General features: G+C 67.6%; 12 protein-coding genes. All 12 read left to right on the forward strand.

Annotated elements, in window-relative coordinates; genetic code table 11:
• Positions 1 to 20 precede the first annotated feature (20 nt).
• The 12 genes from IM660_RS00795 (at position 21) to IM660_RS00850 (ending at position 15330) form a co-directional block, all read left to right on the forward strand.
• The gene (locus IM660_RS00795) at positions 21 to 1370 is read left to right on the forward strand and encodes an ABC transporter substrate-binding protein (protein ID WP_193497563.1); all 1350 of its coding nucleotides are present in this window, start codon (positions 21 to 23) and stop codon (positions 1368 to 1370) included.
• A gap of 91 nt (positions 1371 to 1461) precedes the next feature.
• Complete coding sequence (locus IM660_RS00800; RefSeq protein WP_193497564.1) at positions 1462 to 2430, forward strand: carbohydrate ABC transporter permease; 969 nt, start codon at positions 1462 to 1464, stop codon at positions 2428 to 2430.
• Positions 2423 to 3361, forward strand: coding sequence for a carbohydrate ABC transporter permease (locus tag IM660_RS00805; RefSeq protein ID WP_193497565.1), 939 nt, complete (start codon positions 2423 to 2425; stop codon positions 3359 to 3361). The genes IM660_RS00800 and IM660_RS00805 overlap by 8 nt, the downstream gene beginning before the upstream one ends.
• 262 nt (positions 3362 to 3623) lie before the next feature.
• Positions 3624 to 5558, forward strand: coding sequence for a glycoside hydrolase family 127 protein (locus IM660_RS00810; protein WP_246465072.1), 1935 nt, complete (start codon positions 3624 to 3626; stop codon positions 5556 to 5558).
• 45 nt (positions 5559 to 5603) lie between these two features.
• Complete coding sequence (locus IM660_RS00815) at positions 5604 to 7223, forward strand: extracellular solute-binding protein (protein WP_193497567.1); 1620 nt, start codon at positions 5604 to 5606, stop codon at positions 7221 to 7223.
• 83 nt (positions 7224 to 7306) lie between these two features.
• Complete coding sequence (locus tag IM660_RS00820; protein WP_246465073.1) at positions 7307 to 8293, forward strand: ABC transporter permease; 987 nt, start codon at positions 7307 to 7309, stop codon at positions 8291 to 8293.
• Between the two features lie 4 nt (positions 8294 to 8297).
• Complete coding sequence (locus IM660_RS00825) at positions 8298 to 9203, forward strand: carbohydrate ABC transporter permease (RefSeq protein WP_193497568.1); 906 nt, start codon at positions 8298 to 8300, stop codon at positions 9201 to 9203.
• Complete coding sequence (locus IM660_RS00830; RefSeq protein ID WP_193497569.1) at positions 9203 to 9946, forward strand: YesL family protein; 744 nt, start codon at positions 9203 to 9205, stop codon at positions 9944 to 9946. The genes IM660_RS00825 and IM660_RS00830 overlap by 1 nt, the downstream gene beginning before the upstream one ends.
• A 25-nt stretch (positions 9947 to 9971) precedes the next feature.
• Positions 9972 to 11765, forward strand: a complete 1794-nt coding sequence (locus tag IM660_RS00835; RefSeq protein ID WP_193497570.1) for a beta-L-arabinofuranosidase domain-containing protein — start codon at positions 9972 to 9974, stop codon at positions 11763 to 11765.
• An 11-nt stretch (positions 11766 to 11776) separates the two neighbouring features.
• Complete coding sequence (locus IM660_RS00840) at positions 11777 to 12889, forward strand: sialidase family protein (RefSeq protein ID WP_193497571.1); 1113 nt, start codon at positions 11777 to 11779, stop codon at positions 12887 to 12889.
• A 175-nt stretch (positions 12890 to 13064) separates the two neighbouring features.
• Positions 13065 to 13670, forward strand: coding sequence for a biotin transporter BioY (locus IM660_RS00845; protein ID WP_193497572.1), 606 nt, complete (start codon positions 13065 to 13067; stop codon positions 13668 to 13670).
• A gap of 49 nt (positions 13671 to 13719) precedes the next feature.
• Positions 13720 to 15330 carry a threonine/serine exporter family protein gene (locus IM660_RS00850; protein WP_193497573.1) on the forward strand — a complete coding sequence of 537 codons (1611 nt, stop codon included), beginning with the start codon at positions 13720 to 13722 and terminating at the stop codon, positions 15328 to 15330.
• Positions 15331 to 15380 lie beyond the last annotated feature (50 nt).

The raw sequence follows: 15380 nt of genomic DNA on the forward strand, positions 1-15380 counted from the left end.
CTGCTTCAAGGAGGAATCACATGGCTGTTCACTCTTCCCACGCATCGCGACGATGGCTCGGGATCGGTATCGCTGCACTTGCCAGCCTCGGCTTGGTCGCGTGCAGTTCAAGCGACCCGGGCGGCGCTGCTCCCGGGGACGGGGGCGATGAGGGCGGCGTCACGACGGTGACCTTGTGGGCCTGGTATCCCGAGGTACAGCAGGTGGTCGATGTCTTCAACGAGAATCATGACGACGTCCAGGTCGACCTGGTCAACGCCGGTGTCGGCGAGGACGCGTATGCGAAGTTGCGGACCGCGCTGGAGTCCGGAACCGGCGCGCCCGATGTGATCCAGATGGAACTCAGCGAGCTGCCGAGCTTCCAGGTGATGGACGGGCTCCTCGACATCGCACCGCACGGGGCGAACGACGTCGCCGGCGACTACCCGGACTGGGTGTGGGAGCAGGTGTCGCAGGACGGCGCCGTCTACGCCATCCCCGTCGATGCCGGCCCCATCGCCTCGATGTACCGCGCCGATCTCTATGACGAGTACGGACTGGAGCCAGCCCAGACCTGGGACGAGTACCGCGCGAATGCGCAGGCACTCCAGGCTGCGGACCCGGATCTGTACATCTCGGCCTTCCAGATCGGCAATGCCTCGAATCTCGTCGGGTTGATCCAGCAGGCCGGCGGAGAGCCCTACGGCTACGACTTCGAGAATCCTGAGGACGTCACGATCGACTTCGACAACGAGATCACCCGGAGGGTGCTCAACTACTGGGGTGACCTCATCGATGAGGGACTGGTCGCCGCACAGCCGTATCACTCGACCGAATGGGATAACGGCATCGCTACCGGCGCCTATCTGACGACCATCGAGGCGGCGTGGCGCCCCGGCTATCTGAGCAACGTGGCCGACTCCACCGCAGGGCAGTGGCGAGTGGCACCGATCCCGCAGTGGGAGGAAGGTGATGATCTGCAGGGCAATCACGGCGGATCGACCTTCGCGGTGACGAGTCAGACGGATTCCCCCGAGGCCTCGGCTCAGGTCGCGATCGAGATCTTCGGTTCGGACGAGCCGTGGGAGGTCGGCATCGAAGAGGCGTTCCTCTTCCCCGTCTACAACCCGGTCGCGCAGTCCGAGGAGTTCCTGGAGCGCCCGTATGAGTTCTTCGGCGGGGAGTCCGCGAACGAGGTGTTCGTTCCGGCCGCTCAGTCGGTGAGCCCCCTCGAGTTCACTCCGTTCGACTCGTTCGCCAAGTCGACGATCAATGAGCAGGTGGCCGCCGCGATCGCGGGCGAGCAGACCATGGATGAGGCCGCCGCCGAGATTCAGCGAATCCTCGTCGAGTATGCACAGTCCGTTGGCATGACTGTCACTGAGCCCTGAGCCCTGAGCCCTGAGCCCTGAGCCCTGAACCCTGAGACCAGAGCCCGGTGCCGGCAACGGCACCGGGCACCCCACGTCCACAAGGATCGCCATGACCAAAGCCATTGCCGCCGACCACGTCGGTAGCACCACCGCGGCGGCGGGATCGACATCCGGTCCGACCCTGAAACGCCGTCGGACACAGGCCGAGAGCCGTGGCCGGTACGGATGGGTGCTGCTGGCTCCGTTCGCCGCCACCTTCGTGCTCTTCCTCATCGTGCCGCTGGCCTACGCGCTGTGGCTGAGCCTCCACTCGCGCTCGATCACGGGTTCGCAGAACTGGGCCGGATTCGACAACTACATCCGCGTCTTCAGCGACTCCTCCTTCCTAGGAGGCCTGGGGCGGGTGCTGCTGTACGGGGTGCTGCAGGCGCCCATCATGCTCGTCCTCGCGTTGGTGCTGGCCCTGATGCTGGACGCGGTCACCACACGTCTGTCCCGCCTGTCCCGCATCGTCGCGTTCATGCCCTACGCGGTGCCCGCGGTGATCGGTGTGCTGATGTGGGGTTTCCTGTACAGCCCGCAGCTCGGACCTGCCAGCATCCTCACCGCTCTGTTCGGGGATGCGGCACCGGATCTGCTGGGATCGAACCTGGTGCTGTACTCGCTCGTCAACATCGTGACGTGGCAGATGACCGGCTACAACATGATCATCATCTATGCGGCACTGCAGGGTCTGCCGCGCGAGATCTACGAGGCGGCCCGTATCGACGGCGCCGGCGGATGGAAACTCGCGACGCAGATCAAGCTACCGCTGGTAGCGCCGGCCGTGGTGCTCTCGACCGTGTTCACCATCATCGCGACGCTGCAGCTCTTCTCGGAGCCGAAGGTGCTGCAGTCGACGCGACCTGACGCGGTACCCGCGGACTTCACGCCGAATATGTACGCCTACAACCAGGCGTTCGCGTACGGCCAGTTCAACTACGCCGCCACGATCTCGTTCGTGCTCGGTGTGGTCATCATCATCGGCTCGTACATCTTCCTGTACGTCACTCGCCGAAGGAGTGGACTCCATGACTGATCTCGCTACGGCGACGGGCGTCAGGGCCGGTGGGGCACCGCATCGAGTGCGATCCACACCGTCAGGCGGCCGGGCGCGCCGCCCGATGAGCATCGGTCGCATCGCGTTGATCCTGGGATTAATCGTCTCGATCGTCTACTTCTTCCTACCGTTCTGGTGGCTCGGGGTGGCATCGACCAAGTCCACCGGCGATCTCTACACCAGCCCGTCACTGTGGTTCGCCGACGGGTTCGCGTTCTTCGAGAACATCGCGCGCACATTCGCATATCAGAACGGCATCTTCTTCACGTGGATCTGGAACACGATCCTCTATTCGGTCACGTCGGCCGTGGGCGCTACCGTGCTGGCCACCATGGGAGGGTACGCGTTCGCCAAGTATCGCTTTCGCGGACGGAAGGTCTCGTTCGCGATTCTCCTGGGCGCGGTGATGATCCCTAATACCGTGCTGGTGCTGCCGACCTACATGATCATGTCGAACCTCGGCCTGGTGAACACGATATGGGCCGTGATCCTGCCCGGGCTGCTGAACCCGCTCGGCGTCTATCTGGTGCGCATCTATGGTCAGGATGCGGTCCCGGACGAGGTGCTGGAATCAGCACGCATCGACGGCGCCAAGGAGTTCCGGATCTTCACGCAGATCGCGCTCCCGATGCTGCGCCCGGCGATCGCCACTGTGCTGTTGTTCTCCCTGGTGAACACATGGAACAACTTCTTCCTGCCGCTGGTGATGATTTCCGACAACAGGCTCTATCCGCTCACCGTCGGTCTCAACAACTGGCGTGCACTCGCGACCATCGACGGTAGCGCCGGGCAGGACCTGTACCCACTCCTGATCATGGGCTCACTGCTGGCCGTGGTCCCGCTGATCATCGCGTTCCTCGCGATGCAGCGTCAGTGGCAGAGCGGACTGGCGCTCGGTGCGGTGAAGTAGGGAGACGGCGACCGGAGGCGGACGAAATCGACGGTCATACTGCCAACCAGGCTCGTATACGCACTCGTTGGCAGTATGACCGTCGATTTTTCTGACCACCTTCGGGGTCAGCCGGCCGACGGCCGATGGCACCCAGCGCCCGTCACCTGGAGCCGGGCGCGATCAGGCTCAAGGTGAACGCTCACATCCATCCGTGTCTTGCTATTGACAACGCTGAATGGTGGCGCCTACTGTCGACCGCAGTTCACGCAAAGGAGCACATGTGACGCAGCAGCAGGTGGCCCCCACCGCCTCCCCTCCCTCGCCAGGTTCCGGCCGCCCGGCCGAGGTGGCCCCCGCCATCCCTCGCAGCACACCGGCGCATCGTCCCCTCGACCTGCGCTCGGTCCGGCTCAGCCCGGATGGCGCCCTCGGTACGTGGCAGGGCCTCAATGCCAAGGCCACCATCGGCCACTGCATCGCGAACCTCGAGACCTCCGGTGTGATCGACAACTTCCGCCGGGTGATCGGTGAGTCCGGTGCCGACTACCGCGGCTTCGTCTTCGCCGACTCCGACCTGTACAAGACCATCGAGGCCGTCGCGTGGGAGATCGGCCGCACTGGCACCCACGAGTGGGACGCCTGGCTCGACGACGTGATCGACCTGGTGGCCCGCGTGCAAGAGCCGTCCGGTTATGTGATGACCTGGATCCAGGGCGTGCACCCGGAGAAGAAGTTCGCCGAACTCGAGTGGACGCACGAGATGTACGTGCTCGGCCACATGATCCAGGCCGCGGTCGCGTTGTCCCGCGCTGCCGGACGCGACGACCTGCTCAGCATCGCCCGACGCTTCGCCGATCTGCTCGACCGCCGCTTCGGACCTGGCCGGGACGAAGGCATCTGCGGGCACCCACAGATCGAGACCGCGCTCGTGGAGTTGTACCGCCACACCGGCGCCGACCGCTACCTTGCCCTCGCCCAGCGGATGGTCGACCTCCGTGGGAAGGGCCTGCTCACTCCCGGGCATCTTGGGGCGACCTACTTCCAGGACCACACCCCTGTACGGGAGGCGAGGGACGCCGTCGGGCATGCCGTGCGTCAGCTGTACCTGAACGCCGGGGTGACCGACGTGCAACTGGAGACCGGCGACGCAACCCTGATGCAGGCGATGCACGCGCAGTGGACAAGCGCCCACCACCGCAAGATGTACCTCACCGGCGCGTTCGGCTCCCGGCACCGGGACGAGGCCTTCGGCGACGACTACGAGCTTCCCTCCGATCGTGCCTACGCCGAGACCTGTGCCTCCATCGCTGACGTGCACTGGACCTGGCGGATGATGCTGGCCAGCCCGGATCTCGTGCCGGAGTACGCGGAGACGATCGAGCGCGAGCTGCACAACGCCCTCGCTGCTGCCGTGGACTCCACTGGCACCCGGTTCTTCTACGCGAACCCGCTGCAACTGCGACCGGACCGGTTCAGCGAGGAGAACGCCCCCCGCGACCGGCAGCACTGGTACTCCTGCGCCTGCTGCCCGCCGAATCTGGCGCGACTGGTGGCCCAGCTCGGCTCCTATGTGGCTACGGCAAGTGAGCAGGAGCTGGCGCTGCACCTGTTCGCCGACGCCGAGATCGACGTACCCGCTCACCTGGGCGGTGGCGCCCTGCGTGTGAGCACGGCCTATCCCGACGACGGCCGGGTCACCTTCGCTCTGGACGGTTCGCCGAGCTTGCGCTTGGCCGTGCGGGTACCGAGCTGGTCAGCCTCCACCACTCTCGACGGCGGACCGGTCACCCTGGACGACGACGGCTACCTGCGCGTGGACCTGGAGTCTGCGGCGCCCCTCACGCTCTCCCTCGACCTCACCCCCCGGTGGACCCGCGCCCACCACCGCGCCGACGCGCTGCGCGGTGCACGGGCGATCGAAGTAGGTCCTCGGGTGTACTGCCTGGAGCAGGTGGACCTGCCCGAGGGTGTGGCCGTCGACGACGTCCGCGTGGCCGCCGACGCCGAGCTGGAGACAGTTGCCGGCCCGGACCGCACGCGGGTGCGGGTGGAGGGCTTGGCGAGGGACGCCGTCGAAGGCCTCTACCCGGCCACAGGCCGCGGCAATCCGAGGAATCCAGAGGGATCCCGCGCTGTGACCCTGACCGCCGTCCCGTTCTCGACCTGGGGAAACCGAGGCAGCACCGCGATGCGCGTGTGGCTGCCGATCATCTGACACGTGCGCGGCCGAGCGGCCGTGCCGGACTCGAGGAGGAGTCGTATGTACCGCATCAGGAAGAGCCGGTCCGTGCCGGCAGTGGCCGCTGTGATGGCGGGGGCGCTGGCATTGAGCGCCTGCTCCGGTGGAGACGGGGATGAAGGCGGCGGTGGTGGCGACACCATCCAGATCCTGGTTCTCAAGCACCCGCTGACCGGTGCGATGGCCGATATGGGCTGGGTAGCCGACCTGGAGGAGGCGGCCGGGGTCACCATCGAGTGGGAAGAAGTCTCAGCCGACTGGGACCAGAAGAAGTCCACGATGCTGGCTGCCGGGGACATTCCGGATCTGGTGGTCGGGACCAACGCGATCACCAACGCCGACCTGGCCACCTTCACCGGCCTGTTCGAAGACCTCAGCGACGATATGGACGCCCTGCCGAACGTGGCGGAGATGTTCGACGCGGTACCCGTCACACAGGAGATGGCGACCATGCCGGACGGCGCGGTGTACTCCCTGCCCAGCTACCGGCGCTTCTGGCCGGAGACGGGAACCCGCCAGTTCATCAACCAGCAGTGGCTGGACACCCTCGGCCTCGAGCAGCCGACCACCTGGGACGAACTGCACGAGGTGCTGCTGGCCTTCAAGGAGGAGGACGCCAACGGCAACGGCGACCCCGACGACGAGATCCCGATGGACTGGGCGCCGGCCGGTGATGACGGGTTCGGGCTGTTCCAGCCGACGGTGCTGCTCGGCAGCCTCGGCCTGCCGATCGCCGACGGTGGTGGCCAGGGCTACTTCGTCGAGGACGGCCAGGTGGGCAACTTCCTGATCGACGAACGCTATCGCGAGCTCATCTCCTTCCTGCACGAGCTCTACGCCGACGGGTTGATCAGCCAGGACGTGATGACGCAGGACTATTCGGCCTACCAGTCCGTGGCCCGCGGCGATGGCGACAGCGCACGCGTCGGCTTCACGTGGGGCTGGACCGGTTCGGACCGCGTCGGCGCCCAGCTGGTCGAGCAGTATGCGCCGCTCGCACCGCTGCAGGCCGATAGCTCCATCGGTGCGGACGAGGTCACCTGGTCCTTCGACTCCTACCTGCTGAACTACGGCGTCAACTCCATCACGATGTCCGCGCAGTCGGACAACCGTGAGGGTGCCCTGGCAGTGATCGACGCCTTCTACGATCAGGACATCTCGATCCAGGCGCTCTGGGGCGAGCTGGGGGAGAACCTCGAATCCGCCGGGGAGGACGCCTATGAGGTGCTGCCCCCCGCGGACGGCGAGTCCGATCCCTCCACGTGGAAGTGGACCACCACCCTCGCCGACAACAGCCCCGGCTGGATCCGGGAGGACATCGACGTGGTGCTCCCCACGGATCTGCAGGAGGCGGCTGACCAGTCGGAGCCGTTGGATGCCGCGATCGCGAACGTGGACCCGTCCACCGACATCTTCCCGTCCCAGTTGATCCGTATGAGCGAGGAGGATCTGAACCAGCTGGCGCTCAACAACACCGCCGTCTTCGGCATCGCGATGCAGCGGTGGGCCACCTGGATCACCGAGGGTGGCGCAGACTCCGGCTGGGACGCCTACGTGGCCGAGGTGGAAGCCGCCGGGTTGACGCAGAACCTCGAGATCCACCAGCGCTTCTACGACGAGTTCGCGGCCTCGCAGGGGTAGTGACGCCGTCATCTGATGAAGGTGCGGCCGGCAGGGTCGAGTGACCCCACCGGCCGCACCACCACCGATCGAAGGAGATCGCTGTGACTGTGACGAGGAGCGGGCCCGCCCAGGGGACGGCCGTGGCGCCCTCACGCGGCCCCACCCGCACGCGACCGAAGGGTCTGGCCGGGCTGCGCCGGCACGTGCACCGGTACTGGCAGCTGTGGGTGATGGCCCTCCCGGCCATCGGCTTCGTGGTGCTGTTCGCCTACGTTCCGATGTACGGGCTGCAACTCGCCTTCCGGGAGTTCGACTTCACCGCCGGGCTCACCGGGGGCGAGTGGGTCGGGCTGAAGTACTTCCGGCAGTTCTTCGAGAGCCCGCAGTTCTGGACTCTCATGCGCAACACCGTGGTCATCAGCGTCACCACGCTGGTGGTCGGGTTCATCGCACCGATCGCTCTGGCGCTGCTGGTCAACCAGGTGATCGGGCGCCGTCGGAAGAGGTTCCTGCAGACTGCGACCTATCTGCCGCACTTCATCTCGATCGTGGTGATCGTGGGGATGCTGCAGGTGTTCCTCTCCCCCTCCTCTGGGCTCATCACCCGGGTGGCCGAGATGGTGGGGGTCTCAGGAGCGAACTTCCTGGGCGACACCAGTGCTTTCGTGCCCGTCTATGTGATCTCCGAGGTGTGGCAGCACGCCGGGTGGAACAGCATCATCTACCTCGCGGCGCTCGCGAGTGTCGACACCCAGCTCTACGAGGCTGCCCGGATCGACGGTGCGGGGCGGTTCACGATCATCCGCCACATCGACGTACCCGCGCTGGTGCCGACGATGATCGTGCTGTTCATCCTGAACATGGGCACGGTGCTGAGCACCGGCTTCGAGAAGATCTTCCTCATGCAGAACCCCCTGAACCTGGGGGTCTCCGAGGTACTCGCCACCTACGTGTACAAGATCGGCATCCTGTCGAACCAGTTCAGCTATGGCACCGCGATCGGGCTGTTCAACACCCTGATCAACTTCACGTTCCTGGTGATCACGAACCAGGTGGCCAAGCGCCTCTCCAACACGAGCCTGTGGTGATCCCATGAGACTGTCAGCCCTCTCCCGCCGCACCCCTGGCGACATCGCCTTCACGATCGGTCTCGTCCTGACCTGCGCCCTGGTGCTGTTCCTGACGCTGTATCCGATCTACTTCGTCGTGATCGCCTCCGTCAGCGATCCCACGATGGTCGCCACCGGGCGCGTGTGGTTCATGCCGCAGGGGATCTCCTGGTTCGGGTACGAGCAGATCCTCGCCGATGAGCGCATCTGGACCGGGTACCGCAACACGATCCTCTACACGGTGGTGGGCACCGCAGTGAACCTGCTGGTGACGCTTCCCGCCGCCTACGCCCTCTCCCGGCGCGAGTTCAAGCCGCGGAGGGTGCTGATGTTCTTCTTCGCGTTCACGATGTTCTTCAACGGCGGGCTCATCCCCATGTATCTGCTGCTGCGGGACCTGAACCTGCTCGACAACTGGCTCGTGTTCATCCTCCCGACGGCGGTCAACGTCTACAACCTCATCATCGCCCGGGCGTTCTTCGAGAACTCTCTGCCGGAGGAGCTGTACGAGGCCGCCACGATCGATGGGTCGAACTACTTCCAGTTCTTCCTCAAGATGGCCGTGCCGCTGTCGATGGCGATCATCTCGGTGATCGGTCTGTACTACCTGGTGCAGCACTGGAACGACTTCTTCACCGGTCTGGTGTTCGTGCGCGATTACGACAAGCAACCGCTGCAGATCGTGCTGCGCGACATTCTCATCTCCAACCAGGCGTTCTCCGGCGGCGCCGGTGGTGCCGGGGGATCGGGAGGCAGTTACGCGCAGCAGTACGCCGACCAGATCAAGTACGGCGTGATCGTGGTCTCCACCCTGCCGGTGATCGTGCTCTACCCCTTCCTGCAGCGGTACTTCGAGAAGGGCGTGATGATCGGGTCGGTGAAGGGCTGATGCACCACCTCCTCGATTGGCACCAGCGGATCGGGCGCCTCGGCCTGCGGCTGCTGTGCCTGCACCTGCTCTGGATGGCGTGGACGCTGCGCGGCGGCGTCCTCGCCGGGATCTTCCCCGCCACAGCCGCCCTGCACGGGGTGCTGCGCGATGACATCCGGCACGCCCTCCACTATCCGGGCGAGCCCCTCGGACTCGACCGAGCAGGCCGCCGGGCGTTGCGCACCCGCTTCGCCGGGCTCTGGCGGGCCGAGTTCGGACCGGCGAACGGTCTCGGCGCCGTGCTCACCGTGGCGTGGGCGCTGGTGATCGTGGACAGGATCGTGGTGGGAACCCTCGACCTCGGCGGCCTGGGCCCCGTGCTCGCCGGTGGCCTGACAGTGGCCGGGGCGGTGCTCGGTGTACTGACCGTGCTCGTGTGGCCGCTCCAGGCGCACTTCGACGACGGAGCGTTCGCACTGCTTCGGCGCAGCGCCGTGCTCGCCGGTGGGCGCCCGGCCACGGCGGCGCTCGCGGCCCTCGGGGTCGGGGTGATCCTGTGCGCCTACTACGTGATACCTGGGCTGATCCCGGTGCTGGGCGTGGCGGCCCCCGCCGCGCTGGCCACCAGTGCGCTGTGGCGCACCGGGGTCCTGGCTGCGCCGCCGAGCACTCCACACGCCGGCACCACCCCACACGGGAAGGACCCGATCGGCCAGAGCGACCGGAATGAACGGACCGGCCGAACGCTGCAGCACGCCTGACGCACTCCACACCGAGAGGACATCGATGTCCACCACCCCCGCGACCGACCGAGTTGCCACCGCACCCGTGCTGCGCTCGCTCGCCTACGACGGGCGGGTGCGCCTGGCGGGTGCCCTCGGCGAGCGAATCGCCGATGCCGCCCAGACCTACCTCAGTATGGATCCCGCCGACGTCCTGCACGGCTTCCGGGAACGGGCCGGCCTGCTCGCCCCGGGGCAGCCCATGACCGGATGGTCGCGGACCACCACGGAACCGACTTTCGGGCAATGGGTCAGCGGGCTGGCCCGTCTGGGCGTGACCGCAGGGATCCCCGAGGCCTCCGCCCGGGCGATCGAACTGGTGGAGGGATATGCCGAGACCGTCGGCTCCGACGGCGACACCCGGATGTCGCTCTACGGCTACGAGAAACTCGCCTGCGGGCTCGTCGATACCGCGCTCTACGGCGGCCACCTGCCAGCCGTGGACCTGCTGAACCGGACGGTCGAGTGGGCCGCCCGCACCCTCGAGCGTGACCGGCCGCCCGCCCACGCCGCCAACTTCGCCGGCGGCATCATCACGCCCACCTCACACGCCCGCACCATCGAGTGGTACACCCTCGCCGAGAACCTGCACCGTGGGTACCTCGCCGGCGCCGCCCCCGCTGTCGAGGACTTCGCCGGGCTGTGGCACTACGACTCCTACTGGGACCGCTTCGCCGAAGCGCCCACGCCCGGCCGCCCGTGGGACGTGCCCGTCTGGTTGCACGCCTACTCTCACGTGAACACCTTCGCCTCGGCAGCGGCCGCCTACGAGGTGACGGGCGATCAGCACTACCTGGACGTCCTGCGGAACGCCCACGACTACCTCACCACCACCCAGACGTATGCCACCGGTGGGTATGGCCCGAGCGAGTTCACCCTCCCCGAGGACGGGTCGCTCGGGCGCAGCCTGGAGTGGCGTACCGACACCGCTGAGATCGTGTGTGGCTCCTGGGCGGCGTTCAAGCTGTGCACCGCCCTGCTGCGGTTCACCGGTGAGGCGCGCTACGCCGACTGGGTCGAACAACTCGTGTTCTCCGGGATCGGGGCCGTCACGCCGGTCCGCCCCGGGGGCCAATCGCCCTACTACCAGGACTACCGGCTCGGGATCGCCACGAAACTGCCGCATTGGGACGACTGGCCGTGCTGCTCCGGAACCTATCTGCAGTGCGTGGCCCACCTGCCGGATCTGGTCTACCACGCCCACGACGGTGGACTGTCGGTCGCCCTGTACGTCCCCTCCTCCGTGACGTGGGCCCAGGAGGGGCGCGAGGTCACCCTGGACCAGCGCACCGATTTCCCCGTCGGGGACACCGCGACCTTGACGCTCAGTCTGCCGGACGGTCCGGCGACCTTCACGCTGCGCCTGCGGGTACCGCCGTGGAGTGAGCGATTCACGGTGACCGTCAACGGGGAGGTGACCTCCGCCGTCGTGGGGGAGGGCGGGTGGCGTGAGCTGAGGCGTGAGTGGCACGACCGGGAGGAGGTGCGCATCACCCTGGGTGCCGGGCTGCGGGTGCTACCGGTGGATCGCTGGCACCCGAACCGGGTGGCGTTCGCGCACGGGCCGGTGGTGCTGGCGCAGAATGCGGACTGGACGATGCCGATCTCGTTGCCCACACCGTGGGAGATGGTGGACCTGGATTGTGCCTTCACCCGCGACGACGATGGCCTGACCTACCGTCCGGTGGGGGTGGGCACCGCCCGACTGCCACTCGGGTGGATGGGGCCGCTCGCCGACGTGCCGGACCGCATCCCCTACCGCATTTACCACGACCTCGACGATCCCCGGATCGTGTAGAAGGAGATCTGTTGACACTCGAACCGCTCACCACCATCATCCACCGCGGCGTCGTCGGGGAGATGGGCTCCCTGTACACCCGCCTCCTGGTCACCGACCCCGACGGCCCGAACGCCGGAGCCCTCTTCCTCACCTGGGAGTTGCGGCTCGGGGTGGCCGACGACGGCGGCCCCTCCTTCCCGATCTGGCGCAGCCTGGACGGTGGGCACAGCTGGGAGCACCTCGCGGACGTGGCCGATGCCCTCGGGCAGGGGAACCGGTACCAGCCGATGATGATCGAGCTGACCGACGATCTCGCACACCTGCGCCGCGGGGATCTGCTGCTCGCCGGGAACTCCATCCCCGCCGACGGTTCGTCGACCACTCTCGCCCTGTACTCCTCCTCTGACGGCGGAGCCTCCTGGGCGTATGAGTCGACCATCGATTCGGGTGGCCCGGCGATCTACTCTCCGCGTAGCGATGCCGCCACCACATCGGTGTGGGAACCGGATCTGCAGGTGATCGACGGCACCCTGCAGTGCTATCTGGCCGACGAGCGGGACAAGGCCGCCGGGATGCTGCAGACGATCACACGACGCTCCACCACCGATCTGCGTACCTGGTCGGAGAAGGACCTGATCTGCGGGATCGCCGACCGCCACCACCGACCCGGCATGTTCGTGGGCACAGGCCAGATGCCCGATGGCGTCCACCGCGCCGTGATCGAGGTGGTCGGCCCGCCGGAGGTGCCGATCCACCTCCTCACCAGCGACGACGGCCTGGATTGGGGCGATCCATCCGCGATCGGGCTTGCGTTGGTGGCCACCGACGGCACCAGCATCTCCGGCACCCCGAACCTTGCCTGGCGCGAGGTGGGCGGCCAGGTGGAGATGATCGCGACCGGCCGGACCAGCCTGCGCGACGGCGTGGCCGGCAACCGGGCGCTGCGCAGCCTCGACCTGGGCCGCACATGGACCTCGTTCGAACTACCCACCCCAGCCGAGCGTTCACTCACCGGGGACGGGTCCGGCTACTCCCAGTCGGTGCGGTGGAACGCCGCGGGCGAGCTGGTGCACGCCACCACGGTCCGTTCGCCCAGCGGCAGCCACGATGTGGTGGTCACGGTGGCAGCGCGGCAGAACTGAACGGCTGGCCCGCTGGCGTCGCGGTTGGGGCTCTGGTGAGCAACCACGGTCGGGGTTGGTCACCGGGTCAACAGTGGGTCCGGCACCGCTTCGGCGCCCCGGTTTTGTCGGACCCGACAGCGCGCCGCGATGCCGGCGATCGCCACACTGGGAGAAACCGAGACCTGGAGGATGCATGACGATCGCCGCAGCCGCTCCCCGTGACTACCTGGTGCGCCCGTGGGCCGGTACCTGGGTCCGCGACCTTGCCCTCATCGGCGGGGCCGTCGCACTGACGGCGCTGCTCGCCCAGGTCTCCATCCCGGTCCCCGGATCCCCGGTGCCAGTCACCGGGCAGACACTCGCCGTCGTCCTCGTCGGAGCGACCATGGGCTTGCGGCGTGGTGTGGCAGCGATGGGCGCCTACGTCCTGCTCGGTGGGCTGGGCCTGCCGATCTACTCCGACGGTGCCGGGGGCGTGGCGGTCGTGGTGGGGCCGACGGGAGGCTACCTGCTCGGCTTCATCCTCGCGGCCGCCGTCATGGGCCATCTCGCTGAACGCGGCTGGGACCGTACGCCGCTGCGCACGCTGGCACTGGGGCTGACAGGCCAGGTGCTCGTTTTCGCCGTCGGGGTACCGTGGCTCGCCCTGGTGGCCGGGTTCGCTCCGGCCGAAGCGATCGCGGCAGGATTCACGCCGTTCATCGTCGGGGGGCTAGTCAAGGGGGCGATCGCCGGGATGCTGATCCCGGCCGCGTGGCGGGTGGTCAGGCGAGGTCAGCGCCCGGCCGAGCAGGGATAAAGCAGGGCAGACATGGGACTCGGGGACAGACACCACTAGGCTCGGCCACGTGAACGATCGCCCTGCTCCTGGTCGCCGGTTGCGCCCCGGGCGGCGCCCGGCGAACCGGCCCCGGAAGGGACCGGAGCCCGAGGTTCCCATCGTCGACACCGACGGCGTTCCGGAAGCCTCCCAGGTACCGCCGCTGCGGCCGGCCGTGCCCCTGCGGGCTCGCGAGCAGACCGGGCCCTCCGCCGTCGTGCGCCCATGGTCGTTGCGGGAACAGGCACGGCGGATGGTCGCCGGGAAGGGGCCGCCCACGCTGCCGTTCCCCGGCTCGCGTTTCCTCTCCTCCCTCAGCGCCGAGGAGGAGCGGTCCGTGCTGGACCTGGTGCTGCGTGCCGGGGAGGCGATGGTCGCCACCGGTGCGCCGGTGGGTGATGCCACCGCCGAGATGCTCCGGATGGCCGACGGGCTCGGTGTGAAGAACCTGAGCGTCGACATCACCTTCATCTCGGTCACGGCCACGATCGACCGGGACGACGACCCCGTCACCAAGGTGCGGGTGATCAGCACCCGCACGTCCGACTACAGCCGGCTGACCGACATCAGTCGCCTGATCGCGGAGATCACCCGGAAGCAGCTGAGCATCAACGAGGCCCATGAGCGGCTGACGGAGATCCTCACCGCACCCCACCCCTACCGGCGGGCAGTGGTGACCGGCGCGCTCGGGATGATGGCGGCATCGGTGGCGGTGCTGCTCGGCGGTGGCTGGGCGGTCGCCCTGCTGGCGGCGGCGACCACGATGGTGATCGACCGGGTGCAGCGATTCCTGCGCCACCGAGGTTTGCCGTACCTGTTCCAGCAGGTGGTCGGCTCGGGGATCGCAACCGTGGTGGCTGTGGTGCTGCTCTGGGGCCAGAACACGTGGGGGTGGGACCGTGCGCTGTTCCCGCCCTCCCTCGTGGTCGCCTCCGGGATCGTGGTGCTGCTGGCGGGCCTGGCGCTGGTCGGGTCGGCGGAGGACGCGATCGCGGGCTTCCCGCTCACAGCCGCGGCCCGCACATTCGAAGTCGGCCTGTACACCGTGGGGATCGTGGCAGGAATCGGCATCGTGCTCGAGGTCGGGCGCCAGTTCGGGGTTCCGTTGAGCATCGGTGACGCCGGAGCCGGTGTGCATGTGCACCCGCTGCTGTTCATCGGCGCCGGTGGCGCGATCGCCGCGGCCTGGGCAGTGGCGAGCTATACCCGGATCCGCACCGTGGGTCTGGTCGCACTGGTGGCGGGGGTGGCATCCGCTGCGTACGTCGGAGTGACCGCCTTGGGGGTGAGTCCTTCGGAGAACCAGTTCGGTGCCGCAACGGCCGCATTCTCGGCGGCTCTGGCGATCGGGCTCCTGGCGGGTGTGCTGAGTGAGCGGGTGCGGGTGCCGACGATGGTCATCTCGGTGTGTGCGGTCACGCCCTTCCTGCCGGGCCTGACGATCTACCGGGCGATGTACAACATCGTCGACACCGGCTTCATTCTCGAAGGGCTCGATCTGCTGGTGCGCGCCGGCTCGATCGGTTTGGCGCTCGCGGCCGGCGTGACTCTCGGGGAGTATCTGGCCACGCCGCTGACGTCCGAGGCCGATAAGTGGCAGCGGCGCATGATGGCCCGCGCCCGCGGCTCCCGCATCTGACCACCTCTGGTGCGTGTGCCGCTGTGCCGCGGCGTGGCGCCTTGGTGTGC

It is taken from the genome of Ruania alkalisoli (assembly GCF_014960965.1).
Taxonomy (GTDB): Bacteria; Actinomycetota; Actinomycetes; order Actinomycetales; family Beutenbergiaceae; genus Ruania; species Ruania alkalisoli.